Source organism: Burkholderia aenigmatica, from assembly GCF_902499175.1.
Taxonomy (GTDB): Bacteria; Pseudomonadota; Gammaproteobacteria; order Burkholderiales; family Burkholderiaceae; genus Burkholderia; species Burkholderia aenigmatica.
The window spans coordinates 1-25,227 of sequence record NZ_CABVQC010000041.1 but is presented as its reverse complement, the minus strand read 5'-3'; the positions used below and the strand labels follow the sequence as shown (position 1 = coordinate 25,227).

At 67.5% G+C, this 25,227-nt stretch carries 17 protein-coding genes; 6 read left to right on the top strand and 11 right to left on the bottom strand.

Annotated features, from left to right (window positions below):
- Positions 1-2: 2 nt before the first annotated feature.
- From BDO18943_RS26035 to osmF, 5 genes are all read right to left on the bottom strand, one after another.
- Positions 3-680: a lytic transglycosylase domain-containing protein gene (locus BDO18943_RS26035; protein ID WP_175024592.1), complete on the bottom strand. Its 678-nt coding sequence runs from the start codon at positions 678-680 to the stop codon at positions 3-5.
- Between the two features lie 226 nt (positions 681-906).
- Positions 907-1,674, bottom strand: a complete 768-nt coding sequence (locus BDO18943_RS26030; RefSeq protein WP_175024591.1) for an ABC transporter permease — start codon at positions 1,672-1,674, stop codon at positions 907-909.
- Positions 1,671-2,609: an ABC transporter ATP-binding protein gene (locus BDO18943_RS26025; RefSeq protein WP_175024590.1), complete on the bottom strand. Its 939-nt coding sequence runs from the start codon at positions 2,607-2,609 to the stop codon at positions 1,671-1,673. Before BDO18943_RS26025 ends, BDO18943_RS26030 begins: the two co-directional genes overlap by 4 nt.
- Positions 2,606-3,784 (bottom strand): ABC transporter permease, encoded by a 1,179-nt coding sequence (locus tag BDO18943_RS26020; RefSeq protein ID WP_043180595.1) that lies wholly within the window; start codon positions 3,782-3,784, stop codon positions 2,606-2,608. The genes BDO18943_RS26025 and BDO18943_RS26020 overlap by 4 nt, the downstream gene beginning before the upstream one ends.
- Complete coding sequence (gene osmF, locus BDO18943_RS26015) at positions 3,781-4,704, bottom strand: glycine betaine ABC transporter substrate-binding protein OsmF (RefSeq protein WP_043180592.1); 924 nt, start codon at positions 4,702-4,704, stop codon at positions 3,781-3,783. Before osmF ends, BDO18943_RS26020 begins: the two co-directional genes overlap by 4 nt.
- A 166-nt stretch (positions 4,705-4,870) precedes the next feature.
- Here osmF and BDO18943_RS26010 point away from each other — a divergent pair, with 166 nt between their 5' ends.
- The gene (locus BDO18943_RS26010; protein ID WP_175024634.1) at positions 4,871-5,800 is read left to right on the top strand and encodes a 2-hydroxyacid dehydrogenase; all 930 of its coding nucleotides are present in this window, start codon (positions 4,871-4,873) and stop codon (positions 5,798-5,800) included.
- Positions 5,801-5,821: 21 nt separating this feature from the next.
- Here the strand turns inward: BDO18943_RS26010 and BDO18943_RS26005 are convergent, their stop codons facing one another.
- Together BDO18943_RS26005 and BDO18943_RS26000 are read right to left on the bottom strand one after the other, a co-directional pair.
- Positions 5,822-6,190, bottom strand: coding sequence for an NUDIX domain-containing protein (locus BDO18943_RS26005; RefSeq protein ID WP_175024589.1), 369 nt, complete (start codon positions 6,188-6,190; stop codon positions 5,822-5,824).
- A gap of 131 nt (positions 6,191-6,321) precedes the next feature.
- Positions 6,322-8,289: a Xaa-Pro dipeptidyl-peptidase gene (locus BDO18943_RS26000; protein WP_175024588.1), complete on the bottom strand. Its 1,968-nt coding sequence runs from the start codon at positions 8,287-8,289 to the stop codon at positions 6,322-6,324.
- 556 nt (positions 8,290-8,845) lie between these two features.
- Between BDO18943_RS26000 and BDO18943_RS25995 the strand changes: the two genes are divergently transcribed.
- Entirely contained in the window at positions 8,846-9,655 is an 810-nt protein-coding gene (locus BDO18943_RS25995) for a hypothetical protein (RefSeq protein WP_175024587.1), read from the top strand.
- A 32-nt stretch (positions 9,656-9,687) separates the two neighbouring features.
- Here BDO18943_RS25995 and BDO18943_RS25990 read toward each other — a convergent pair whose 3' ends face one another.
- Positions 9,688-10,956 (bottom strand): lipoprotein-releasing ABC transporter permease subunit, encoded by a 1,269-nt coding sequence (locus tag BDO18943_RS25990; protein WP_175024586.1) that lies wholly within the window; start codon positions 10,954-10,956, stop codon positions 9,688-9,690.
- Positions 10,957-11,241: 285 nt separating this feature from the next.
- Here BDO18943_RS25990 and BDO18943_RS25985 point away from each other — a divergent pair, with 285 nt between their 5' ends.
- The 4 genes from BDO18943_RS25985 (at position 11,242) to BDO18943_RS25970 (ending at position 20,786) form a co-directional block, all read left to right on the top strand.
- Positions 11,242-17,247 carry an MG2 domain-containing protein gene (locus tag BDO18943_RS25985; protein WP_175024585.1) on the top strand — a complete coding sequence of 2,002 codons (6,006 nt, stop codon included), beginning with the start codon at positions 11,242-11,244 and terminating at the stop codon, positions 17,245-17,247.
- Between the two features lie 54 nt (positions 17,248-17,301).
- On the top strand, positions 17,302-19,716 hold the full coding sequence (pbpC, locus tag BDO18943_RS25980; RefSeq protein ID WP_175024584.1) for a penicillin-binding protein 1C: 2,415 nt from the start codon (positions 17,302-17,304) through the stop codon (positions 19,714-19,716).
- A gap of 77 nt (positions 19,717-19,793) precedes the next feature.
- A complete protein-coding gene (locus BDO18943_RS25975) occupies positions 19,794-20,150 on the top strand; it encodes a DUF6881 domain-containing protein (RefSeq protein WP_235996194.1) in 357 nt (118 codons plus the stop codon).
- A 186-nt stretch (positions 20,151-20,336) separates the two neighbouring features.
- Complete coding sequence (locus tag BDO18943_RS25970; RefSeq protein ID WP_175024583.1) at positions 20,337-20,786, top strand: hypothetical protein; 450 nt, start codon at positions 20,337-20,339, stop codon at positions 20,784-20,786.
- Positions 20,787-21,114: 328 nt separating this feature from the next.
- Here the strand turns inward: BDO18943_RS25970 and BDO18943_RS25965 are convergent, their stop codons facing one another.
- From BDO18943_RS25965 to BDO18943_RS25955, 3 genes are all read right to left on the bottom strand, one after another.
- On the bottom strand, positions 21,115-22,521 hold the full coding sequence (locus BDO18943_RS25965; RefSeq protein ID WP_175024632.1) for a methyl-accepting chemotaxis protein: 1,407 nt from the start codon (positions 22,519-22,521) through the stop codon (positions 21,115-21,117).
- Between the two features lie 204 nt (positions 22,522-22,725).
- Positions 22,726-23,796, bottom strand: coding sequence for a porin (locus BDO18943_RS25960; RefSeq protein ID WP_175024582.1), 1,071 nt, complete (start codon positions 23,794-23,796; stop codon positions 22,726-22,728).
- Between the two features lie 183 nt (positions 23,797-23,979).
- Positions 23,980-25,227 (bottom strand): acetate--CoA ligase (locus BDO18943_RS25955; RefSeq protein WP_175024581.1); only part of this gene is annotated, 1,248 nt, incomplete at its 5' end.

The window sequence follows — 25,227 nt, the reverse complement described above, 5'->3', positions numbered from 1 at the left end:
GCTTACTGACTGTCGCGCGCCGACGCAGGAGGGGAAGTATCGCTGACCGGTATCAGGCGACCCTTTGTGTCGCTCGGCGATTTGGCGGCTTTCGCATCGTCATCGGGTTCGAGCACGAACCGGAACGATTCGACCCGCTGCATCACCTTCGCCGCATACGCACTGGATCCGCCGCTGTAGCTCTTCAGCCCGGCCTGCACGTTGCCGCCGGCCGCTTTCACGTAGCCCGACAGAATTGCGGAGCCGACTTCGACGTTCGCGTTCGGTTCGGTCAGGTCCTTCACGTTGCGCACCAGGCCGCGGTGCGCGGCCGGCACGACCTGCATCAGCCCGGTCGCGCCATGCTGGCCGCGCGCCTTTTCCTGGAAGCGCGATTCGATCGAAATGATGGCGTAAACGAGTGCGGGCGGCAGCGAATATTTCGTCGCAGTGACGCTCACGATATCGGCGAGCTTCGCGGCGCGTTCCCGCGCGACACCGAATTTCTTCGTCAGGTAGGACGTGATGCGGCGGTTTGCTTCGTTCGGCTGATCGTTGGCGTCGGCGAGCGGTGCGGATGCGACGGTCGGTGCCGATGCGGCCGCTTCGGGCGCGAACGCAGGCAGTGCGGGCGCCTGCTGCGCCGATGCCTGTTGCGCAATGCCGAGCGAAAGCACGATCAGCCAGAGAAACCGTCGCATGGTGGAGTGCGGGGAATGGGAAGGCGCCTAGTATATCGGCCAATTGCCGCAGGTGGTCGAAGGCTGGCTCGAATGAAAGCGGCATGTAGGCTTGTGTCGACCCGCGTCGGGCAGCGAGCCAATCGTTGCGCGGACACGCATCGGAGTCCGGATGAACGTCGCCAGGCGTTGCGTGTCGGTCGTTTTTACAGGCACCGGTGCGTGACAGGATGTGTCCCCACGCGCATTACGTGCGCCGGGCGGCCGCTACCCGTGCAATCGCGCCGATCGCATCGCTGACGAGCACCGCGAGCAGCCCGACGATCACGCCGCCCTGCAGCACGAACGCGGTGTTCGACGTCTGCAGCCCCGCGATGATGACGTCGCCGAGCCCGCGCGCGGCGACCGTCGAGCCGATCGTCGCGGTGCCGAGATTGATCACGACCGCGAGCCGGACCCCGTTGACGATCACCGGAAACGCGAGCGGCAGCTCGACCGACACGAGTTGCTGCCAGCCGCTCATGCCCATCCCGCGCGCGGCGTCGACGACGTCGCGCGGCACGTCCTCGAGCCCGGCGATCGTGCTTTCGAACACGGGCAGCAGGCCATACAGCACGAGCGCGATCAGCACGGGCTTCAATCCGAAGCCGACGGCCGGCACCGCGAGCGCGAGCACCGCGACGGGCGGGAAGGTCTGGCCGATGTCGACGACGCTGCGCGCGACCGGCAGGAAATCCGCGCCCCACGGCCGCGTGACCGCGATGCCGGCCGCGACCGCGACGATCGTGCCGATCACGCTCGACAACGCGACCGTGCCGAGATGTGCGAGTGTGAGGTCGAGCAGGCTCGCGCGATCGTAGATGACCGGTGCGCCGTTGTCCGCGAACGGCGCGAACAATCCTTGCAGCGATGCGGGGCGCAACAGCAGCACGAGCAGCAGCGCGAGCGCGGCGGCGCGTGCGACGGTCGCAAGAAGCGCCGACCGCTTGGGCTGCACGCTGCTGCGCGTCGTCATGCGGGCTTCCTGGCGTGCGCGCGGATCGCATCGAGCGTGATGCGGCGCGTGTTGTGGCCGTTGCCATCTTCCACTGGCAGCACATCGACACCGCGCCACAGCAGCTCCGACACCGCATCGCGCAGCGTGCGCGTCGCGGCGATCGGTTCGCCGTCGGCATGACCGGCTTCCGCCACCAAGTCGATCGGCGTCAGCGCGAGCAGGCGCAGCGGCCGGTCGACGCCCGCGACGAGCTGCTCGACGACGCCGGCTGCCGGCTTGCCGAGAATCTCGGCCGGCGAAGCGACCTGCAAGAGCCGGCCGCCGTCCATCACCGCGATCGTGTCGCCGAGCTTCAGCGCTTCCTCGATATCGTGCGTGACGATCACGACCGTGATGCCGAGGCGGCGCTGCAGCGCGAACAGGTCGTCCTGCGCCTTGCTGCGGATGATCGGATCGAGCGCGCCGAACGGCTCGTCCATCAGCAGCATCGCGGGCTCGGCCGCGAGCGCGCGCGCGACGCCGACGCGCTGCTGCTGGCCGCCCGACAGTTCGTGCGGCAGCTTGTCCGCGAACTCGGCCGGTGCGAGATGGAACAGGTCGAGCAATTCGTTCACGCGCGCGTCGATGCGCTCGGCGGGCCAGCCGAGCAGGCGCGGCACGGTCGCGATGTTGCGCGCGACGCTCCAGTGCGGAAACAGTCCGTGCCCCTGGATCGCGTAGCCGATGCCGCGCCGCAACTGCTCGGGTGCAACGGTGGCCGTATCGACGCCGTCGATGCGGATCGTGCCGCTGGTGGGCGCGATCAGCCGGTTGATCATGCGCAGCAGTGTCGACTTGCCGCTGCCCGATGCGCCGACGAGCGCGGTGATCGTGCCGCGCTTCATCGTTAGCGAGACGTCGTCGACGGCGACGATGTCGCCGAAGCGTTTGCCGGCCCGTTCGATCTCGATCATCCTGCACGCCCTTTCGCGAGCGTGGTCGCGGCTTCAAACATGACGGCCGCCACCAGCGCGAGCGCGATCGTCGGGATCGCGCCGAGCAGCACGAGATCGGCGGCCGATTGCCCGATCCCCTGAAAGATGAAGGTGCCGAAGCCGCCGCCGCCGATCAGCGCGGCGACCGCGGTCAGCCCGATGTTCTGCACGAGCACGATGCGCACGCCGCTCAGGATCACCGGCAGCGCGAGCACGAGATCGACACGCAGCAGCCGCTGCGTGCGCGTCATGCCCATCGCGCGCGCCGCTTCGGTCACGTGCGGCGGCACTTGCCCGAGCCCGACCACGACGCTCGATGCGATCGGCAGCAGCGAATACAGGAACAGCGCGAGCACGGCCGGCGCGACGCCGATGCCGCGGATGCCGAGCGCAGCCGCGAGCGGCACGCGTGCGGCGAGCAGCCCGAGCGGCGCCATCATCAGCCCGTACATCGCGATGCTGGGAATCGTCTGCACGATGTTGAGCACCGGCATCGCGACGGTACGCACGGCCGCGATGCGCGCGCACGCGATGCCGAGCGGCACGCCCGCGATGAGCGCAGCAGCCACCGAGCCGCCCGCGAGCGACACGTGCCGGATCGCCTCCCGCCAGAAATCGTCGCTGCGCACCGCGTATTCGCGCATCACGGAGAGGCCATCCCACCAGCCGCTCGCGAGCGGCACCGAAATCGCTGCTATTGCAACGACGAGCGCGGCGAGGCGTCGCCACGGGCCGAATGCGAGCCGTGCGAGCGCGTCTGCGACGAACACGGCCCACGCGAACAGCAGCAGCCAGACGCCGGAGGAGGGCGACACGCGGGCGAGCATGTCGTCAGGTGCGACGACGTGCGTCGCGGCCGCGCCGACCGCGTACGCGAGCGTCGCGAGCCACGCGCAGCCGGCCGCGAGCCGCCACGTGGGGCGGCTCGCCGTCATCGCCCACAGCGCGCCGACGATCCACAGCGTCGCGAGCGCGGCTGCCTGCGGGGCCGGCAGCGCGGCGAACACCGACAGGTCGGTGCCGGCCGCGATGCGGTTCGGCCGCAGCACCGCGAACGGCAGGCCGAGCACGGCGACGATGGTCAGGATGCCGATCAGAATGCCGACCTTGTCCGCCGTGATGCGCCGCGCGGACGCTGCCGCGCGACCGGTCATTTAACGAAGCCCTTCGATTTCAGGTAGCTTTTCGCGACGCCGGCGGCCGGTTCGCCGTTGATCTGGATGCGCGCGTTCAGCGTCTGCAGCGTCTTCAGGTCGAGGCTCGCGAACACGGGCTTCAGGTAGTCGGCGATTTGCGGATGCGCTTTCAGCACGGCTTCGCGGATCACCGGCGCGGGCGCGTAGACGGGCTGCACGTGCTTGTCGTCGTCGAGCACCGCGAGGCCGCTCGACGAGATCCCGCCGTCGGTGCCGTAGACCATCGCGGCATTCACGCCGTCGGTCTGGTTCGCGGCGGCCTTGATGGTCGCGGCCGTGTCGCCGCCGGACAGCACGACGAGCTGGTCGGGCTTCAGCTTGAAGCCGTATGCCTTCTCGAACGACGGCAGCGCCGACGCGCTGTTCACGAATTCGGCCGACGCCGCGAGCTTCACCTTGCCGCCGCCGGCCACCCACTTGCCGAAATCGGAGAAGGTCTTCAGGTGCTGCGACTGCGCGACGGGCGCGAGCACGGCGACGCCCCACGTGTTGTTCGCGGGTGCCGGGGTGAGCCAGACGAGATGGTTCGCCGCGTAGTCGAGTTGCTTCGCGGTGTCATAGCCCTGGCTTGCGTTCTTCCACAGCGGATCGTCGGCCTTGTTGAAGAAGAACGCGGCGTTGCCGGTGTATTCGGGGTAGATGTCGATCTCGCCGCTCGTGAGCGCCTTGCGCACGATCGGCGTGGTGCCGAGCGCGATCTTTTCGGTGACGGGGATGCCGTGCGCTTTCAGCACCTGCGCGATGAGGTTGCCGAGCAGGTTGCCTTCGGTATCGATCTTCGACGACACCACGACGGGCGTGTCGGCATGCGCGCCGGGCGCGACGAGGGTAGCGGCGAGCGCGAGGCCCAGGATCCGGGCGGGCAGGGCGAGCTTCATCGGGCCAATCTCCAGGGCGAGGGCGTACGCCGAAAGTTACTTGACTGAGCCGGCTTTGGCAAACCGCGTGCGGCGGCGTGCCCACAGCCCGTGTGGGGATAACCCGCATCCGTGTTGCAGGCTTGTTACACTGAAATCCGTTCCCGCCTTGCAGACACTTCCTGACATGAAGCCCGAGTTGCTGGTTCTGATCGCCTTGCGCGGCGACGCGCATCGCGAGATCGCCGCGTCGTTCGACGTGCGCTACGCCCCGACATCCGAAGCACGCGAACGCGCGATCGCCGAACACGGCGACACGATACGCGCGGTGCTGACCAACGGCAGCACGGGGCTCACTGCCGCCGAGATCGATCGTCTTCCGCAACTCACGTTCGTCAGCGCGCTCGGCGCCGGCTACGAGCACATCGACGTTACGCATGCCAGGGCGCGCGGCATTGTCGTGGTCACGGGCGCCGGCACCAACGACGATTGCGTCGCCGATCATGCGTTCGCGCTGCTGCTCGCGGCCGTGCGCAACGTCGTGCAGCTCGATGCGAAAACCCGCGCGGGCGTATGGCGCGACGGACTGGCGATGCCGCCGAACGTGTCGGGCAAGAAGCTCGGCATCGTCGGGCTCGGCAAGATCGGCGAGAAGTGCGCACGCCGCGCGGCCGGCTTCGACATCGAGATCGGTTACCACAACCGGTCGGAGAAGAACGTCCCCTACCGCTATTTCGAGCGCGTCGACGCGCTCGCGCAGTGGGCCGATTTCCTGATCGTCGCAACGCCGGGCGGCGCGGGCACGCGGCACCTGATCGATCGCGCGGTGCTCGATGCACTCGGCCCCGGCGGGTTCGTCGTCAATGTGTCACGTGGCAGCGTTGTCGATACCGCTGCTTTGGCGGAGGCGTTGCGCGACGGGCGCATTGCGGGCGCGGGGCTCGACGTGTACGAAGGCGAACCCGAGCCGCCGCGCGCGCTGACGGATCTCGACAGCGTCGTGCTGACGCCGCACATGGGCGGCTGGTCGCCCGAGGCGCTCGATCGTTCGGTGCGGCAGTTCATCGAGAACGCCGAGCGGCACTTCGCGGGGCAGCCGGTGTTGACGCCGGTGTGATTGCGGAAGGGCGGGCGCGAATCAGTCCGCCTGCCTGCAGAATGTCCAATAGAAGTCCGGCAGGTTCGCCGGCTTGTCGGCATCGAGGTCGATCCAGGCGAACTGGTTGTGCTCGTCGCTCAGGACGATTTCATGACGATCGACCTGGCACTGGAAGCACACGATGAGTACGCGCTTGCCTGGCACGACCTCGCACGAACGGCTCGCCACGTAGCGGATCGTCGAAGCGACGATCCCGCATTCTTCCTGCACTTCGCGTATGACGGCTTCTTCGAGCGATTCGCCGGCTTCGGGCCAGCCGCCCGGCAACTCCCATTCGTCGCGCGGATTGCGCAGGAACAGGACCGAGCGTCCGTCACGGACGATGGCTTTCGCGCTGATGGGAATCATTCGGGTTCACCGTTGGCGTTCGACTTTCGCAGCCTAGCGCAGGTGTTCCCTTCTTGCAGCGATCCCCCGCCTGCGCCGACGGGCGCGCAGGTGGGGGAGGCGGTGCCGTTGTGCCGGAAGCCGGCGTGCGGCTACGCGCCCGTTGGCGACGACACCAGCGGCACCGTCACCGACGTGCCGGCCGGATCGAGCGTCAGGCCCGTGCCCGGCGTCGGCCGCAGCGTGGCCTCGTTGTCGCTCGACAGGACGACGAGCCCCAGCCGGTGGCCGGCTTCCAGCTTGTAGTCACGCGGCATGAACGTCAGCTTCAGGTCGTACGGCATCCCGGGCAGCACCGGCTCCGAGCGCCACTCGGAGAACCGGTTGCGCGGATCGGTCCATGCACGCGTGACGATCGTGGCCGTACCGTCCGGCGCGCGATCGACCAGCAGGGCCGTCACGTTGGCCACCGCCGTAAAGGTTAGCCTGACGCGTGCGGTCGCGGAACCCGACAGGCGTGTCGCGGCCGTGAGCGGCGCGGTTTCGAACCGGCTGCGGTTCTCGCCTGTCGGCGCGTTCGCCAGCGTGAGCGCGGTAATGCGCGCATCGTCGGTGAAGCGCGCGAGCGGGCCGCCGCTCGGCAGCCGCAACAGCGTGCCGGTGCCCGCGCCGTCGCCGCCCGCGAAATACGTGACCGGCGTGGCGCGGCGTGCGGCCCAGTCCGCTTCCTTCAGCAGCGTGCCGTCCGCCTGCTCGATCACCGCGCGCGGATCGCGTTCGACACCGTTGTCGAAACCGATCAGGTAGCGCGTGAACCAGCGGTTCACTTCCGCGGTCCACGCATCGGCCATCGCCGGCACGCGGGTCGGGTCGGTGTGCTTCAGGCGATGCAGCCACAGCTGCGTCGGCACGCCCTGGCGCCGCATCGCGAGATGCCACGCCGTCGACTGGTCGACGCGCACGTTGTCGTCGGTCAGCCCCTGCGCGACGAGCGCAGGCGCGACCGCGTACGCGGTCGGGATGTCGCGCGCGGCCCAGAACGGCGAATAGTCGCCGGTCTTGCGGTCTTCCTGCTGCAATGCTTCGTCGATCAGGTGCGTGCAGCGCTCCGGATGCGCGTTCGTCAGCAGCGCCTTGATGTACACATCGACGTCTTCGCCCTGATAGCCTTCCGGCGCACGCACGAGCCCGCCCGAGCGGTAGTAGCCGTACATGTTCGTCAGCCCGGCGACCGGCACGATCGCGTCGAGCCCGCGCGTGCGCAGGCTCGCGACCATCTTCGGCAGCGTGCCGTCGTACGACACGCCGTACATGCCGACGTGGCCCGTCGACCAGTTCGCGACGACCGTCTTGCCGTTCGTGTCCTTCGCGGTTGCGTCGCGGCCGAGCCAGCGGATCACCGATGCCATCGCGACCGATTCGTCGCGCGTGAGGATCGTCGGGCAGCCGTCCGAGCCGGCGGTGCCGAGCGAATCCGCGTAGACGATCGTGAAGCCGCGCGGGATGAAGTAGCCCTCGATCCACGAGCGTCCGGCGGCGGCAGCTTCGACCTGCTGCAGCATCCGCACCTGCGGCGCGGCGGCCATGATCCGTGCGGAGGCGCCGGTCGCCGCCGTTGCCGCAGTGGCGGCCGGATGCGGGGTGCCGTCGAGTTCGACGTCGACGTTGTGGTCGGGGCTGTCGGCGAGGCCCGCGTAGTACGGGCTTGCGAGCACGATGACGGGCGTGCGCGCGCCGTTCGCGGTTTCGGTGGGGCGCACGATGCGCACGTGGATGCGGTCGCGCGCGCCGTCGCCGTCGGAATCGACCGGCGTGTCGACCCACGCGTTCTCCTCGATCGTGCCGCCTGACAGCGACGGCTGCACCTGGCCGTTCGCGATCACGGGCCGGTAGCGGCCGCCGCTGGCCGGATTGGCGTACGGGACGCCGGACGGCGAGATGCGCGATGCGAGCGACTGCTTGTCGGCCGCCGATGCGGCGGCCCCCTCCTGTTGGCCCTGTGCGAGTGCGGAAACGCCCGCGACGCTGCCGCCGTCGTCGCCGCCGCACGCGGCGAGCGTCGTGGCTGCAACGAGCGCGGGAAGCCACGCGCGACGCAATCCGGTTCGATGAATGTCCATTGTCGACCTCTTGTTGTGATTGTCTGGAACCGGACGGCCCGCGATATGCCCCCTGCGGCCCGGCCGGGTGCTGCATCGGATGAAACGGAACGGCACCTTCGAAAGCGCCGGGCGTGATGCCCGGGTGTCACGGCTGGTGTCGAGGCGACTGCATCGCCCCGACCGGAAAGCGTCAGCGCGGCGGCTGATTCGTGCCGCCCGGTCGATGCGCGGCCGGCGGCGCGAAATGAATGCAGGAGTGCGAATCAAATGCGGGCATGCCCGATCTTCCTTCAGGTTTCAGACGAAACGGAACGGCACGATGCGATGAGGCGGGGATGTTGCGAACGGCGGTGCTGCAACGGCAGGAAAGTGCGACGCGAGTCGGCGGGGCTGGCCGGAATGCTTTCCGGAAGCTTGCGCCAAACTTATCTCAGTGAAATCTTGGTGTCAAACTTTTTTAGTTTTAGTCAAACAAAGTTTTGATGCGCGCCCAGCGATTGACGTGAGACCGGTCTAAATTTCCGGGAAATCTTTCCGTAAACGGTAAAAAACGGAATGAAAGGAGAGAGAGGGCATGACGACTTCAGTCACGGCAGCGAGCGGCCTTTCGCTCGTGCAGATGGCGCAGCAAGCGGCGCTCGACGGGCGCCCGCAGACGGACGCGGCGTCCGGGCAGCAGGACACGCCGATCACCATCCGGGCGCTGGATCAGGACGCGATGCACGCGGCGCGCATGAAGCAGATGTCGATGCTGGGCGACCTGTCGACGAAGCTGCGCGGCGTCACCAGCCAGCTCGCGACGAGCCTGCACGAGATCATCGCGAAGCGTCCGGATCTGGCCGACGCGCAGTTCGATTTCAAGACCGGCAACGGCCGGATCGAGGTCGTGTCGAAGACGATGACGGAAAGCGATCGCGCGTGGGTGGAGTCGACGCTGAACGCGAACGCGGGCCTCGTGCTCGCGACGCGCGAATTTCACCGGCAGGCCGTCGACTTTGCCGAGCAGGGCGCGGCCGCCGTGGGCGAGACGTTCACGGACGACGATCGCAAGGTGGCCAGCCAGCGCGCCGACGCGGACTTTCTCTTCATGAAGGAGATCAATACGTCCGTCGCGCGCAACCAGAAGTTCGAAGAGGCCGGCGGGCATTTCATCACGCAGGACGGCACGCCGCTGAAGTTCGAGCAGTCGGCCGGCAGCGCGCGCGGCACGCTCGCGCTGCTCGATACCGATCGCCAGCTGTCGTCGGGCGCGGCGATCTTCGTCGACGATGCGGGGCAGAAGACCTACGGCAGGCGCGCGGGCCTGATCGACGTCGGCCTGGAGGCTGCGTTCGAGGACATCCTGAACGGCCGCAACAGCATCGGTTTACACGAGATCGCATAACGGCGCGCGTCGCAGAGCCGTGCGCCGCGCGCCTATTCGTCGCGCAGCGCTTCGGCCGGACGTACCCGTGCGGCACGCCAGCTCGGGTAGAGCGTCGCGACGCACGACATCAGGAACGCGGCCGCGGCGATCTCGATCACATCGGTCATCGCGAGCTTCGACGGTAGCGAGCTGAGGAAGTACACGGACGGCGTCAGGAAGCGGATGCCGAGCAACTGCTCGATCGCCGGCAGCACCCACGGGATGCTCACAGCGATCGCGCAGCCGAGTGCGACGCCCGCCAGCGTGCCGGCGAGGCCGATCGTCATCCCCTGGATCGCGAAGATCTTCATGATCGACCCCGGCGGCGCGCCGAGCGTGCGCAGGATCGCGATGTCGCCCTGCTTCTGCGTGACGGTCATCACGAGCGACGACACGAGGTTGAACGCGGCGACCGCGACGATCAGCATCAGGATCAGCGACAGCATGCGCTTTTGGAGCCGCTCGGCTTCGAACCACGTGCGGTTCTGCCGCGTCCAGTCGCGGATATAGAGCTCGCCCGACAGCGTGCGCGACAGTTCCAGTGCGATGTCCGGCGCGCGCTGCAGGTCATCGAGGCGCAGCCGGATGCCGGTGGGCGCGCGCACGTTGAACAGCGTCTGCGCGTCGCGGAGATGGATATACGCGAGCGCGCTGTCGTACTGGTAGTGGCCCGATTCGAATGTGCCGACCACGTTGAACTGCCGGAACTGCGGCAGCGCGTCGCCGATGCGCGCGGTATTGCCGGGCGCGAAGAACGTGATGCGGTCGCCGATCTTCACGTGCAGCGCGTCGGCCAGCGCCGAGCCGAGCACGATCCCCATCTCGCCCGGCACGAGTGCATCGAGCCGCCCGGTCTTCAGCTTGCGCGCGATCTCGGACACGCGCGGCTCCAGCACCGGATCGATGCCGCGCAGCGCGACGCCCGTCACGCTGCCCGCGTTCGTCAGCAGCGCCTGCGCATCGACATAGGGCGCGACGGCGCGCACCGCCGGATTCCGCAGCGATTCGTGCGCGGTGAGCCGCCAGTCGGGCATCGTGCCGGTCGGCGAGAAGATTTCCACGTGCGCGAGCACCGACAGCATCCGGTCGCGCACTTCGGTCCGGAATCCGTTCATCACCGACAGCACGACGATTAGCGCGGCGACCCCGAGCGCGATGCCGGCCATCGCGGCGCCGGCAATGAATGACACGAAGCCGTCGCCGGCCGAGCGCCGGCCGCCGCGCGCATAGCGCAGCCCGATTTGCCATTCGAACGGGAGTTTCAAGCGTTTTCCTTTCATTTCGATTCGAATCATGCCGAGCCGCGCATTCTAGCGAACGCCGCGCGACCGCGCGCAGCGGTTGGCCGGCGAGCCGAAATCCGGCCGACCGGCCGGTTATCCGGCAGCGTTGCGCGTCGGCACGCCGATATTTCCATCGTTTCGGGTCTGATCGATAATGGCGCCCAGCATCCGGTCGAACATACCAAGTATTTACGGCGCAACCGGGCCGCGCCGTCACAAGACCCATAACGATTCGGGGAAGGTTGCCGCACCCGGCAGCATGTCCTTGACAAGGAAATAACAATGGATTTGCTGCGCTTTCTGCTGCTCCTGCCCGTTCGCGTGGCGGGCTTCGTCTGGTGGCTGCTCGGCTGCGTGCTGCGGCCGCTGGTCGGCGACGTGTCGTGGACGGCGCCCGCGTGGATGGGCGTCACCGTCGCGGCCGTGCGCCGCCGCCCGTGGCATGCCGGCGGCCTCGTGCTGCTCGCGGCCGCGCTCGGCTACGGCGGCTACTGGTTCAAGCACCGCCCGAAGCCGCCCGAGCCCGAGACCGTCAGCTTCACCGTGAAGGCGCCGGCGATCACCACCTATGAGGTGGACGAGAGCGACAAGCCGAAGATCACCGTGCATCCGCTCGAAGTCGTGTTCGCGCAATCGGCCGCGCCGATCGAACAGGTCGGCAAGCCGGCCGGCGACGGCATCGAGATGACGCCCGCGCTGAAGGGCGCGTGGGAGTGGGTCGACGACAAGACGCTGCGCTTCACGCCGGCGGCCGACTGGCCGGTCGGCGCGCACGTCGAGGTGCGTTTCGCGGTGCACCGGGTGTTCGCGCCGCAGGTGACGATGCACGACGACCGTTTCGCCTTCGACCTGCCGGCGTTCGCCGCGACATTCGGCAACAATGAGTTCTATCAGAACCCCGACAATCCGGCGGAGAAGCAGGCGCTGCTGCAGTTGCGCTTCAACTACCCGGTCGATCCGGCCGAGTTCGAGAAGCGCATCGGCCTCGTGCTGGTCGGCCGCGACGGCAAGAATTCGACGCCGCTGCGCTACACCGTCAGCTACGACAAGATGAAGACGAGCGCATGGATCCACTCGCAGTCGCTCGAGATCCCGCTTGACTCGATGGCGGCACGGCTCGACGTCGACAAGGGCGTGAAGAGCGCGCGCGGCGGCAACGGCACGCCGGACGTGCTGCACGCGTCGGTTGACGTGCCGGGGCTCTACAGCCTGTCGATCGACAACATCGCGCCGACGCTCGTCGACAACGAGCGCTACGAGCCCGAGCAGGTGCTCGTCGCGGAAGCGTCCGACGGCGTGCGCAGCGCCGACCTGGCCGCGCGCGCCAAGGCGTGGGTGTTGCCGAAACGCAAGCCGGGCGTCGATCAGTCGGACGACGATCCGCCTTACGAATGGAACGTGGCCGACATCAGCGACGCGGTGCTGAAGCAGTCGAAGCCGCTGCCGCTCGACGTGGTGCCGACCGAGAACGACTACGCAACGCTGCAAAGTTTCAAATATCACGCGACGCCGGGCGATCGCATCTTCGTGCGGTTCGCCGAAGACCTGAAATCGGCAGGCGGCTACCTGCTCGCCGAGCCGGCGACGGCCGCGTTCACGGTGCCCGACTATCCGAAGCTGCTGCGCTTCATGGCCGACGGTTCGCTGCTGTCGATGAGCGGCAGCAAGCGGCTGTCGGTCGTGTCGCGCAACCTGCCGGGGATGAAGGTCGAGATCGGCCGCGTGCTGCCCGACCAGCTTCAGCATCTGGTGAGCTTCAACAACGGCACGTACGCACGGCCCGAGCTGTCGTATTCGTTCAGCGAGGATCACATCGTCGAGCGCTTCGTGCAGACGCGCGCGTTCCCGGCCGGCGAACCCGGCAAGGCGCATTACGAAGGCATCGATCTCGGCCAGTACCTGAAGGGCGGCAAGCGCGGCGTGTTCCTGCTGCACCTGACGAAGTACGACCCGGCCGCCGAGAAGAAAAAGGCTGACGACGCGAAGGACGGCGATGCCGCGTCCGACGGCAGCCAGGATCAGTCCGACAACGCCGATTCGAGCGACAGCAACGGCAACGGCAACGGCGACGACAGCGGCAATGCGCTCGGCGACACGCGCCTGATCGTCGTGACCGATCTCGGGATGCTGGTCAAGAAGGCGCTGGACGGCAGCCAGGACGTGTTCGTGCAGTCGATCCGCAACGGCCGCCCGGTTGCGGGCGCAACCGTGTCGGTGCTCGCGGTGAACGGCCAGGCGCTGTTCACGCAGACGACCGGCGCCGACGGCATCGTGCATTTCCCCGCGTTCAAGGGGCTCGACCGCGAGAAGCGGCCGCAGCTGTATGTCGTGAAGAAGGACACCGACCTGTCGTTCCTGCCGGTGGCCGGCCGCGATCGCCAGCTCGATTTCTCGCGTTTCGACGTCGACGGCGAGCGCAATGCGACGGGGCAGGGGCAATTGTCCGCGTACCTGTTCTCGGATCGCGGGCTGTATCGCCCTGGCGACCCGTTCCACATCGGCCTGATCGTGCGCGCGGCGAGCTGGGCGCGCAGCCCGGCCGGCGTGCCGCTGCAGGCGGAGATCGTCGACCCGCGCGGGATCACCGTCGAGCGCAAGCCGGTGACGGTCGATGCGACCGGTTTCACCGAGCTCGGCTATACGACGGCCGAAACGGCGCCGACCGGCACATGGACGGTCAACCTGTATATCGTCAAGGACGGCCAGCCCGGCGCCGAGCCGATCGGCAGCACGACAGTGCAGGTGAAGGAGTTCCTGCCCGACCGGATGAAGGTCGATGCGAAGCTGTCGCAACAGGTCGTCGAAGGGTGGGTGAAGCCGAAGGGGCTGAAGGGCATCGTCGATGCGCAGAACCTGTTCGGCACGCCGGCGGAGAAGCGCCGCGTCGCGGCGACGCTGACGCTGCGCCCGGTGTGGCCGTCGTTCCGCAGCTGGCAGGGCTATCACTTCTTCGACGCACGCCGCGCGAAGGAGGGCTATACGACGACGCTGCAGGACGGCACGACCGACGACAAGGGCCATGCCGAGTTCAATCTCGATCTCGACAAGTATGCGGACGCGACCTACCAGCTCTATTTCCAGGCGAAGGCCTATGAGGCGGAAGGCGGGCGCAACGTCGCCGCGAACGCGCAGACGCTCGTGTCGAACAACGACTGGCTCGTCGGCTACAAGTCGGTCGACGATCTCGGCTACGTGAAGCGCGGCAGCCCGCGCACGGTGCGGCTCGTCGCGATCGATCCGAACGCGAAGGCGATCGACGTGAAGGGCCTGCGGGCGCAGCTCGTCGAGGAACGCTACGTATCGGTGCTGACCAAGCAGGATTCCGGCGCATACAAATACGATTCGCGGCTGAAGGAAGTGCCGGTCGACGAGAAGCCGCTGACGATTCCGGCAGCCGGGCTCGACTTCACGCTGCGCACCGACAAGCCGGGCAGCTACGCGCTCGTGATCCGCAACGCGGACGGCGCCGCGGTGAACCGGATCGAGTATTCGGTCACGGGCGATGCAAACGTCACGCGTTCGCTCGACCGCAACGCGGAGCTGCAGGTGAGCCTCGCGAAGCACGACTTCAAGCCGGGCGAGCAGGTCGAGATCGCGATCCGCGCGCCTTACGCGGGCAGCGGCCTGATCACGATCGAGCGCGACAAGGTGTATGCGCACGCGTGGTTCCATGCGGATACGACGAGCTCGATCCAGCACATCACGGTGCCGGCCGGGTTCGAGGGCAACGGCTACATCAACGTTCAATACATCCGCGATCCGTCGTCCGACGAAATCTTCATGAGCCCGCTGAGCTACGGCGTCGTGCCGTTTTCGGTGAACCTCGACGCGCGCCGCAACGCGGTGTCGGTCGATGCGCCGGCGCTCGTGAAGCCCGGCGAGACGGTGAATTTCACCGTGCATTCGGCGAAGCCCGCGAAGGTCGTGGTGTTCGCGGTCGACGAGGGCATCCTGCAGGTCGCGCGCTACAAGCTCGGCGATCCGCTGAAGTTCTTCTTCCGCAAGCGGATGCTCGAAGTCGGCACGTCGCAGATCCTCGACCTGATCCTGCCGGACTTCGAGAAGCTGATGGCGATGGCCGCACCGGGTGGTGACGCCGACGATGCGATCGGCCGTCAGCTGAACCCGTTCAAGCGCAAGCGCGACAAGCCGGTCGTCTATTGGTCGGGGATCGTCGACGTGAACGGCGACACGCGCCTGAGCTACACGGTGCCCGACTATTTCAACGGCAAGCTGCGCGTGATGGCCGTGTCGGTGTCGCCGGACCTGGTCGGCACATTCGAAGGCGCGACGACCGTGCGCGGCGATTTCGTGCTGTCGCCGAACGTGCCGACGACGCTCGCACCGGGCGACGAAGCCGACGTCAGTGTTGGTGTCGCGAACAACCTGACGGGGGTCGGCAACCAGCCGGTGCCGGTCGCGGTTACGCTGAAGACGGGCCCGCAGCTGCAGGTGATCGGGCCGGCCACGCAGAACGTCGCGCTCGCGCCGCAGCACGAGGGCGTCGCGATGTTCCGCGTGAAGGCGACTGACACGCTCGGCTCGGGCGCGCTGTCGTTCGGCGCGCGCTACGGCGCGAAGGGTGCGCAGCAGCGCGTCGACGTGTCGGTGCGCCCGGCCGCCGCGTTCCGCACGCAGCTCGATATCGCGCGGCTCGATCCGGGCAAGAAGGCGAACGTGCCGAACCTGAGGTCGATGTACGACGCGTATGCGTCGCGCGACGCGAGCATCTCGACCGCGCCGCTCGTGCTGTCCGAAGGGCTGTCGTCGTATCTCGTCAACTTCGAGCACTACTGCAGCGAGCAGATGGTGAGCGCGGCCGTGCCGCGCGTGTTCGCGGCGAAGTGGCTGTCGGTGCGCGCGCTGACGAGCGCGATGCATGCGACCGACCCGGGTGCCGACGCGACGAACGCAGCGGCGATTACGCAGTTCCTCGGCGTGCTGCGCAGCCGGCAGAACGCGCAGGGCGGGTTCGGCCTGTGGAGCGCGACGCCCGATGCCGATCCGTTCGTGTCCGCGTACGCGATGCACGTGCTGCTCGACGCGCGCGAGCGCGGGATCGCGGTGCCGAAGGACATGCTCGACGCGGGCAACCAGTATCTGCAGAAGCTCGCGGCGAACGATTCGCTCGGCTCGCTCGACCTGCTGCGGCAGCGCGCGTACGCGGTGTATCTGCTGACGCGCCAGGGCAACGTGACGACCAACAGCCTCGCGGCCGTGCAGAAGCGGCTGCAGGATGCGTATCCGAACGACTGGAAGAACGATCTCGCGGCCGCGTGGCTCGCCGCGTCGTATCAGTTGCTGAAGCAGGACAAGGAAGCGGCGGCACTGATCGCCGGCCCGCAGGCGCTGCTCGAGCGCAAGCGCGCGTCCGACGGCGGTTACGTGACCGGCTACTACCTCGATCCGCTGACGCGCGACGCGAGCGTGCTGTACCTGATCGCGAAGCACTTCCCGGAGCGCGTGCGCAAGCTGTCGCCGCGCGCGATGGACAACCTCGCCGCGCCGCTCGTCGACAACCGCTACAACACGCTGTCGTCGGCGATGACGATCCTCGCGCTCGATGCGTATGCGGCGTCGAGTGCGGGCCAGCTCGACCAGCTCGCGATCGACGAGGTGCGTGCGGGCGCCGCGCCGAAGGACGTGTCGTCGATCCAGGCGAACCTCGTGCGCTCGGGCACGTGGTCGGGCGGTGCGTCGCGTGTCGACTTCGTGAACGGCAGCACGCTGCCCGCGTGGTGGGTCTCGAGCCAGTCGGGCTACGATCGCGGCACGTCGACGAAGGCGATCAAGAACGGGCTGGAGATCGTGCGCGACTACACCGGCACGGACGGCAAGCCGCTCGACAAGATCACGCTCGGCCAGGAGATCGACGTGCACCTGAAGATCCGTGCGACGGGCTCGGCGAACGTCGGCAACGTTGCGATCGTCGACCTGCTGCCGGGCGGCTTCGATCCGGTGATCGCGCCGCCGCCCGTGACCGACACGCAGGACGGTGACAGCAACGGCGATGGCGGCGCGTCGGCGCCGGTGGCCGATGCACCGTGGCGTTCGCCGATCGGCGTGAAGGGTTCCACGTGGCAGCCGCAGTTCGCGGACGTTCGCGAGGATCGCGTGGTGATCTACGGCACCGCGACGACCAACGTGCGCGAGTTCGTCTACCGGATCAAGGCGAGCAACGCGGGCCGCTTCATCGCGCCGCCGGCATACGGCGAGTCGATGTACGACCGCCGCGTGCAGGCGCAGGCGCCGGGCGGCACGACGCTGACGGTGGAGCGCGTGCGATGACGATGAGGACGCCACGTCGTGACCTGCCGCGCCGGGGGCGAGGAGCGCCCGCGCGTGGCTGACGACGTTTCGGTGCTCCGGCGCGCGCTGCACGGCGCCGGCCGCTGGTTGCATCGCTGGCAGAACTGGATCGCCGGCGCGCTGCTCGTATTCGGCGCGCTGGCCGCGTGCCGGATGTGGCCGCATCCGCCGCTGCGCGACTGGAAGCCGTCGTCGGTTGCGGTGACGGACGCGCAGGGCCGGTTGCTGCGCCTGACGCTCGCGAAGGACGACCGCTACCGGCTGTGGGTGCCGCTCGACCGGATGTCGCCGCAGCTCGTCGAAGCCGTGATGCTGCATGAGGACCGCTGGTTCTGGTGGCATCCCGGTTTCAACCCGTACGGGCTCGCGCGCGGCGCATGGATCACTTACGTGCGCGGCGGCAATCCGCAGGGCGGCTCGACGCTGACGATGCAGCTCGCGCGCTCGCTGTGGCGGCTGAACACGCGCACGCCGACCGGCAAGCTCGAGCAGGTCGCACGCGCGGTGCAGCTCGAACTTTTCTATTCGAAACGGCAGATCCTCGAAGCGTATCTGAACGACGCGCCGTACGGCCGCAACGTCGAAGGCGCGGGCACCGCGAGCGTCGTCTATTTCGACCGGATGCCAGATGCGCTGACGCTGCCCGAGGCGCTCGCGCTCGCGGTGATTCCGCAGGACCCGGCGCGGCGCGTGCGCGGCGGGCAGGACGAGATCAATCGCGCGCTGGCCGCGTCGCGCAACCGGTTGTATGCGCGCTGGCTGACGAAGCATCCGGGCGATGCGTCGCTCAAGCCGCTGTTCGCGTTGCCGCTTGCGATGCGGCCGCTGTCCGCGCTGCCGTTCGACGCGCCGCATGCGGTCGATCAGGCGCTCGCCGCACGCAGCGCGTGGCGCACGACCTCGGGCGGCGCGTCGAACGACCACGACGCTGGCACGCGGCTCGTGACGACGCTCGATCTCGACCTGCAGCGCACGCTCGAACGGCAGATCGCACGCTATGTCGCGCGCAACGATACGCGCGGCGTGCGCAACGCGGCGGCGATCCTCGTCGATACGCGCGACATGGGCGTGAAGGCGCTCGTCGGCTCCGCGAACTTCTTCGACCGCACGATCGACGGGCAGGTGAACGGCACGCTTGCGCGGCGTTCGCCGGGCTCGACGCTCAAGCCGTTCATCTATGCACTTGGCTTCGACCAGGGCGTGCTGCATCCGCAGACCGTGCTGCGCGACGTGCCGACTGCGTTCGGCCCGTATGCGCCGGAGAATTTCGACGGCCATTTCCTCGGGCCGATCACCGCGACCGATGCGTTGAACCGCAGCCGCAATGTGCCGGCCGTGTGGGTTGCGTCGCAGCTCAAGTCGCCGGACCTGTACCGGTTCCTGCAGGAAGCCGGCGTGCGCCGGCTCGCGAGTGCGCAGCACTACGGGCTTGCGCTCGTGCTCGGCGGCGGCGAAGTGACGATGCAGGATCTCGCGGCGCTTTACGCGATGCTCGCGAATCGCGGCGAGTTCCGGACGCTGCGGCTGCGCGCGGACGAACCGGCGCTGCCCGGCCGGCGCCTGTTGAGCGCCGAGGCGAGCTACATGACGATGGACATGCTGCGCCAGCACCTGCGCCCCGACGAGACGAGCGGCGCGCAGCCATCGAGCGTGCCCGTCTACTGGAAGACCGGTACGTCGTGGTCGTTCCGCGATGCGTGGACGGCGGGTGTGTTTGGCCCGTACGTGCTGGTCGTGTGGGTCGGCAATTTCGACAACTCGACCAATACGGCGTTCGTCGGCGTCGATGCGGCCGCGCCGCTGTTCTTCCAGGTCGTCGATGCGCTGAATGCCGAGCGCACGCTCGTCGAGCCGCCGCGCGCGCTGCCGCCGAAGCTGAAGCGCGTGCGGATCTGCCTCGCGAGCGGCGATTTGCCGAACGAGTGGTGTCCGCAACAGGGCTGGACGTGGTTCATTCCGGGCACGTCGCCGATTCGCGTGAGCACCGTGCACCGGCCGGTCGTGATCGACGATGCGACGGGGAAGGCCGCGTGTCCGCCGTACGACGGCAAGCGCACGCATACGGAGATCTTCGAGTTCTGGCCGTCGGATCTGCAGCAGGTGTTCGCGCAGGCCGGCATTCCGCGCCGGCGGCCGCCGCAGAATGCGGACTGCCGCGACGCGGGGCAGGTCGAGGGTGATCCGCCGCGCATCACGTCGCCGCTGCGCGGCAGTACGTATGCGATGCGCGTGAGGAGTACGGAGGAGACGCGCATCGCGTTCAACGCGACGGCCGATGCGAGCGCGCATGCGCTGTACTGGTTCGTCAACGATGCATTTGTCGGGCGCAGTGCGCCGGGCGATGCGTTGTTCTGGCAGCCGCGGACGGCCGGCAGTTTTACGGTGCGCGTGGTCGACGATCACGGGCGCAGCGATCAGCGGCCGCTGGCGGTCGGGTTGGAGCAATAGCGGTTGCGCGCCTGTCACGTGGGTGGCTGTCGTGTGACTGCGTCGACCTCTTTTGTGCGGAGTGGATTTCCGCGGACATGGGGCAGACGGTCGGCATTCGGCCGGCGCCATCGTTCGACAACAGTGCAGCGAGAAATGAAATGATTGCAATCGACGTCGCGTGGAAGCACGTTTTCGAGGCGGAGCCGGTCCGACTCGTTTCGGTGCTGGATCGGGATCGCTATGAGGTGCGCAAGCTCGAATTTTTTCGCGACGGCCGGGTGGGATTTGCCGACGAAGCGAGGTCGTCGCATGGAACGGAGCTTGGAACGGTTCCGGTGCCGCCACTGGTCGAGATCAACGCCGATCCTGAATTCGATGGAAGAGAGATCACGTTGGAAGATTTCGAAACGCTATGGTCGTGCCATGTGACACGTATCGATCGCGTCGACTGAGTGTGCGGCGTTGGGCCGCAATCAGTCGCTCGACATCGGCGCGTAGATCGCCGACCATCGATAACGAGAGCGTCGAACGTCATCGTCCACCGTGATCGGCAACATCGGAAGCGTGTCTGCACGATGCGGTTGGGTGGAATCGTGCAGTCCGAGCCCCATTCGTCACCCGCAACAGGAATTTTCATCATGACGGCCACACCGCCGGAACGCATCGCAATCAATCATGACGAGTTCGACGCGAAGTACGTCGGCCGAACGATTAACGGCAGCCAGTTCTTTTTGACTACGCCGTTTGTACCCGAATCCTCGAAACGACCGGGCGCGGAATATGTCGCGCTTTATCTGTTTGATGCCGGAGGCACCTTGCAGGAGGCGCGAATCGAAGCCTTTGGTCCGCGTGCCGCCATGGATCTGACGGCACGCAATGCCTGCTGCGAACGGTATCTGGCCGAGCTTGGCGAAGTGCAGTACGGTCGCATCGAGATCGCCCCTTTCTCTGTCGAACGTTTCGGCGTCACGTTTGGACTCTTGGCGGACGACAGGGACGAAGATGACGACGCGGCGCTATACATCATGGAGCCAGGAAACTATATGGCTTTCTTCGAGCCGTGGGACAGCGGCGACTACGACACCTGATTGCTTGCTGGCGGCAGCAGGGCAGGCGTACCTGCCTGACGACCTCGTGGCGAGTTGCCGTTGCCGGTGAAGCCGGTGGACTGCTTCGGGGCGTCAGGCGACCTCCACGGAAATCCCCGCATCCATCTCCAGTCCTCTTTCCCGATGCCGGTCACAGCGGCGCACGGGCAGCCTTCCATCACCCATATCCGCCTTCGCCTGCAGCCCCTTCAACCCCTGGATCGCGACCAGCAGCGCGCACCCGTGCGCGTCCGACCCCTATCACGGGCGTAGCGATCAGCCGCCGCTCGCGGTGGGGTTGGAGCAGTAGCGGCCCGCCCGCGCCGGTTCAGACGCTGTAGCCGATCCTCAGGACCCCCCATGGTCGTCCGCCGACGACGATCGGCGCGGAAACGTCCTTCATCAGCGCGAATTGACCATTGCCCATATCGCGCCGATAGGTCTGCAACAGGAACGGCTTGGTATGCGACACGGAGGTGCGCGCCGTCCGGTCGGTGTAGATCCGGCGGTTCCGGCAATTCGCCGCGTTCCAGGTGGCGTCCGTGCGCTGAGGCAGCGAGAATTTCCGGTTGTGGGTAGGCAGGTAGCACTGCCTGTCGAAGCTGGCGCAATAGACGATGCGCTCGTCGAACCCGAGCACCGGCTCCTGGATGGCCGGCAGCACGCGATCGGTGAAGGCCGTGAAGCGTGTCACGAACTGCTGCGGATCGGTGCCGGGAATCGGCTCGTAGTGCGCGTCGAAGAGCGCGTCGAGCGCGATGTCGCCGCGGCTGACCGCCTCCTCGAAGAGCTTGCTGATCGCGGCGGCGGTGTTCCGTGCGGTTTCGATCAGGCGCGTGTCGGGCGATTCGATGCCGGTCGCGGCCGTGAGTTCGATGAGGGTCTCGGAGACGGAGAGCAGATTGCCGAGCCGATCCTTGGCCTGTGAGAAGTTGTCGCTCGAGTTTTCGACACCGGACGCCATCTCGCCCACCTGTTCGTCGAGGCGGTGGCACTGCGTCTCGATCTCGTCCGTCAGCGACGCGATCTGTTCGGCTTCGCCGGCGAGCTCGGTGATCGCGTGCCCGGTCGCGTGCACGACTTCGCCGATCGTGCGCGTGCCCTCGCGTACGCGGTGTGCGCGCGCGGCGTTGTCGGTTCCGTCCGCGATCAGGTGCTCGGTCTGCTCGGCGAGGCGGGCAAGGGTCGTTTCGATCTGGGCCGTGGCCTGCCCGGTCTTGGCGGACAGGTTCTTGACCTCGGCTGCGACGACGGCGAAGCTGCGGCCCGACTCGCCAGCGCGCGCGGCCTCGATCGCGGCGTTCAGCGCGAGCAGGTGGGTCTGGCGAGCGATGACGGAGATCTCCTCGGACACGGCCCGCACGTGATCGAGCGCGTCGCGTAGCGCACCCATCTGGCTGCCGATCGCAGTGACGCCCTCGACGAGGACGTGAATGTCCGCGAGCGATGCCTCGATCGTCTGCTGCGACTGCAGGACCGCGCTCGATGCGTTGGCGCTGACATTGCGCACCTGCTGCGCGGCCTCGGCGATCCGGTGGTTGCCGCGCAACGTAAGGGCCGCCGATTCGCGCAGCGTATGGCAGACCTCCGCCTGCCGGGCGACGCGGGCGGCGACTTCCTCGACGTGCCCCGACACATCGCAGATCTCGATGCCGAGCCTGCCGGCCTGCTCGGCGATGTCGCCGACGAGTGCGCGTGATGAACGGCGGCCGCGACCGATTCCGAAAAGGTTCACGTTGCTGGGTCTCCTTGAGGGCGCACCCGCCCGGTTCCCGGCGGATAGTGGGCGTGCGCTCCTGACTTGACGGCAGCGCGGCCGCAGACTTGAGGTCGGGTAAACATCGAGGCTGAATGGTCGGCGCGACGCCGGGCGCAGCACGTCGTTCCCCGTGCTCGCGGCGTGCGGGGACGGCCGTGTGCCGGCCGTCCGCAGGCTGCGTCAGAATACGTGGTGGATGCCGGCATTGACACCGACCGTCGTGCCCGGCAATCCGAACAGCGCGCCGCCCGTTATGCCGAGGCCCGTATCCATCGCGCCGTGGTTGTTGACGACGCCGACCTGCGCATACAGGCCGGTTCGCTTCGACAGGCTGTAGTCGGCGCCGATCGCGGCAAGCAGCGAATGATTGTGCGAATCGTTGCGGTCGGTCGTGTACCACGCGCCGGTGTTCAGGTCGAGGGCCGGCGTGACGCGATAGTCGAGACCGGCGCTATACACGTTGTTGCTGAACGAGCCGGCGACCTTGTAGCTCGTGAACGACGCCTTGCCGGTCACGGGCCCGAATGTGTAGGCGGCGCCGATCGTGCGGCCGACGAATGCGACCGTGCTCGGAACCGGCGTCGGCGACGTGCCGCCGTTGCCGTCGTAGAGTGCCGCGTTGAGCATGAATGCGCCATTCGTATAGGTGAGGCTGCCGGAATACTGGCGTCCCGCCTGGAAATCGCCGGCCTTTCCGCCGAATCCGAACATCGCGCTGCCTGTCAGCCCGGCGATCGTCGGGCTCGTGTACGAAATCGCATTCGGGTTAAAGAGGCCCGTGACGAGCACGTTGTCGACGTAAGGGATCAGCGCGGCGCCGAAGTGCGAGATATTGCGGGGATCCGATCCGAGTACCGCGAGCACGAATGGCGAGAACTGCAGGCCGACCTTCGTCTCGCCGAATCCGCCGTCGATTCCGACCCACGCCTGGCGGCCGAAGAAGTTGCCGTTCGAATGGCCGAACGCGCCGTCCGTGATGTTGAAGCCGCTTTCCAGCTTGAATCTCGCATGCAACCCGCCGCCGAGATCTTCGGTACCCGTCATGCCGAAATTGGTCGGCGTCATGCCGGTGTCGGTCAGCGCGAACTGGCGTCCGGCGTTGCCACCGGTTGCGGAGTCGAGCGATCGGCTCGTATAAAGCAATGCGGCGTCGAGGTCGCCGTACAGCGTGATGCTGCTCTGAGCGAAGCTGCTCGTGCTTGCCGCTGCGCCCAGCAGTGCCGCGCAAATCATCCGTGTCCTTCCGTTCATCGTCTGTCTCCGTTTTGTTGAGTTCTGTAATACGTATAACTAATTAAAAATGCGGCGACGGAATCGATTCGAGCCGCCTGCATGCCGTGCCGTCGGGGAACGCACGGCGATGCTTCTCGCGGGCCGGATACGGCCGCGCTCCGGCGCCGCGGCGATGCGGAACGCACGCCGCGGCGGGTGGTGTCACATCGAGCGGTTCAACTGCTCGAGGATGGCCGGATTCTCGAGCGTGGACGTATCCTGCGTGATCGCCTCGCCCTTCGCGAGCGAGCGCAGCAGGCGACGCATGATCTTGCCCGAGCGCGTCTTCGGCAGGTTGTCGCCGAAGCGGATGTCCTTCGGCTTCGCGATCGGCCCGATCTGCTTGCCGACCCAGTCGCGCAGCGTCTTCGCAAGCGCCGCCGCTTCCTCGCCTTCCGGACGCGAACGTTTCAGCACCACGAACGCAACCACCGCCTCGCCCGTCGTATCGTCCGGACGGCCGACCACGGCCGCCTCGGCCACGAGTTCGTGCGAGACCAGCGCCGATTCGATTTCCATCGTGCCGAGCCGGTGGCCCGACACGTTCAGCACGTCGTCGATCCGGCCCATGATCGTGAAGTAGCCGGTGTCCTTGTCGCGCACGGTGCCGTCGCCGGCCAGATACAGGCGCCCGCCGAGTTCCTCGGGGTAGTAGCTCTTCTTGAAGCGTTCCGGGTCGCCCCAGATCGTGCGGATCATCGCGGGCCACGGGCGCTTGACGACGAGAATGCCGCCTTGCCCGTTCGGCACGTCCTGGCCGGTTTCGTCGACCACCGCGGCCATGATGCCCGGCAGCGGCAGCGTGCACGAACCGGGCACGGTCGGCGTCGCGCCCGGCAGCGGCGTGATCATGTGGCCGCCCGTCTCGGTCTGCCACCACGTGTCGACGATCGGGCAGCGCTCCTGGCCGACGTGCTTGTGATACCACATCCAGGCTTCCGGATTGATCGGCTCGCCGACCGTGCCGATGATGCGCAGGCTCGACAGGTCGTAGCTCTTCGGATGCACCTTGTCGTCGGCTTCGGCCGCCTTGATCAGCGAACGGATCGCGGTCGGCGCGGTGTAGAACACGGTGACCTTGTGGTCGCCGATCATCTTCCAGAAGCGGCCTGCGTCCGGGTAGGTCGGCACGCCTTCGAACACGACCTGGGTGCCGCCGCACGCGAGCGGGCCGTACGTGATGTACGTGTGACCGGTGACCCAGCCGATGTCGGCCGTGCACCAGAACACGTCGGTGGGCTTCCAGTCGAAGGTCCACTTCATCGTCTGCGCGGCCCACAGCAGGTAGCCGCCCGTGCTGTGCTGCACGCCCTTCGGCTTGCCGGTCGAGCCCGACGTATACAGGATGAACAGCGGATGCTCGGCGCCGACCCATTCCGGCTCGCACTGGTCGGATTCGGCGGCCGTCAG

What these genes read in the sequence shown, in the direction of transcription:
- BDO18943_RS26035 (WP_175024592.1), bottom strand. Translation starts at nt 680, where the DNA reads ATGCGACGGTTTCTCTGGCTGATCGTGCTTTCGCTCGGCATTGCGCAA.
- BDO18943_RS26030 (WP_175024591.1), bottom strand. Translation starts at nt 1,674, where the DNA reads ATGACGACGCGCAGCAGCGTGCAGCCCAAGCGGTCGGCGCTTCTTGCG.
- BDO18943_RS26025 (WP_175024590.1), bottom strand. Translation starts at nt 2,609, where the DNA reads ATGATCGAGATCGAACGGGCCGGCAAACGCTTCGGCGACATCGTCGCC.
- BDO18943_RS26020 (WP_043180595.1), bottom strand. Translation starts at nt 3,784, where the DNA reads ATGACCGGTCGCGCGGCAGCGTCCGCGCGGCGCATCACGGCGGACAAG.
- osmF (WP_043180592.1), bottom strand. Translation starts at nt 4,704, where the DNA reads ATGAAGCTCGCCCTGCCCGCCCGGATCCTGGGCCTCGCGCTCGCCGCT.
- BDO18943_RS26010 (WP_175024634.1), top strand. Translation starts at nt 4,871, where the DNA reads ATGAAGCCCGAGTTGCTGGTTCTGATCGCCTTGCGCGGCGACGCGCAT.
- BDO18943_RS26005 (WP_175024589.1), bottom strand. Translation starts at nt 6,190, where the DNA reads ATGATTCCCATCAGCGCGAAAGCCATCGTCCGTGACGGACGCTCGGTC.
- BDO18943_RS26000 (WP_175024588.1), bottom strand. Translation starts at nt 8,289, where the DNA reads ATGGACATTCATCGAACCGGATTGCGTCGCGCGTGGCTTCCCGCGCTC.
- BDO18943_RS25995 (WP_175024587.1), top strand. Translation starts at nt 8,846, where the DNA reads ATGACGACTTCAGTCACGGCAGCGAGCGGCCTTTCGCTCGTGCAGATG.
- BDO18943_RS25990 (WP_175024586.1), bottom strand. Translation starts at nt 10,956, where the DNA reads ATGAAAGGAAAACGCTTGAAACTCCCGTTCGAATGGCAAATCGGGCTG.
- BDO18943_RS25985 (WP_175024585.1), top strand. Translation starts at nt 11,242, where the DNA reads ATGGATTTGCTGCGCTTTCTGCTGCTCCTGCCCGTTCGCGTGGCGGGC.
- BDO18943_RS25975 (WP_235996194.1), top strand. Translation starts at nt 19,794, where the DNA reads ATGGGGCAGACGGTCGGCATTCGGCCGGCGCCATCGTTCGACAACAGT.
- BDO18943_RS25970 (WP_175024583.1), top strand. Translation starts at nt 20,337, where the DNA reads ATGACGGCCACACCGCCGGAACGCATCGCAATCAATCATGACGAGTTC.
- BDO18943_RS25960 (WP_175024582.1), bottom strand. Translation starts at nt 23,796, where the DNA reads ATGAACGGAAGGACACGGATGATTTGCGCGGCACTGCTGGGCGCAGCG.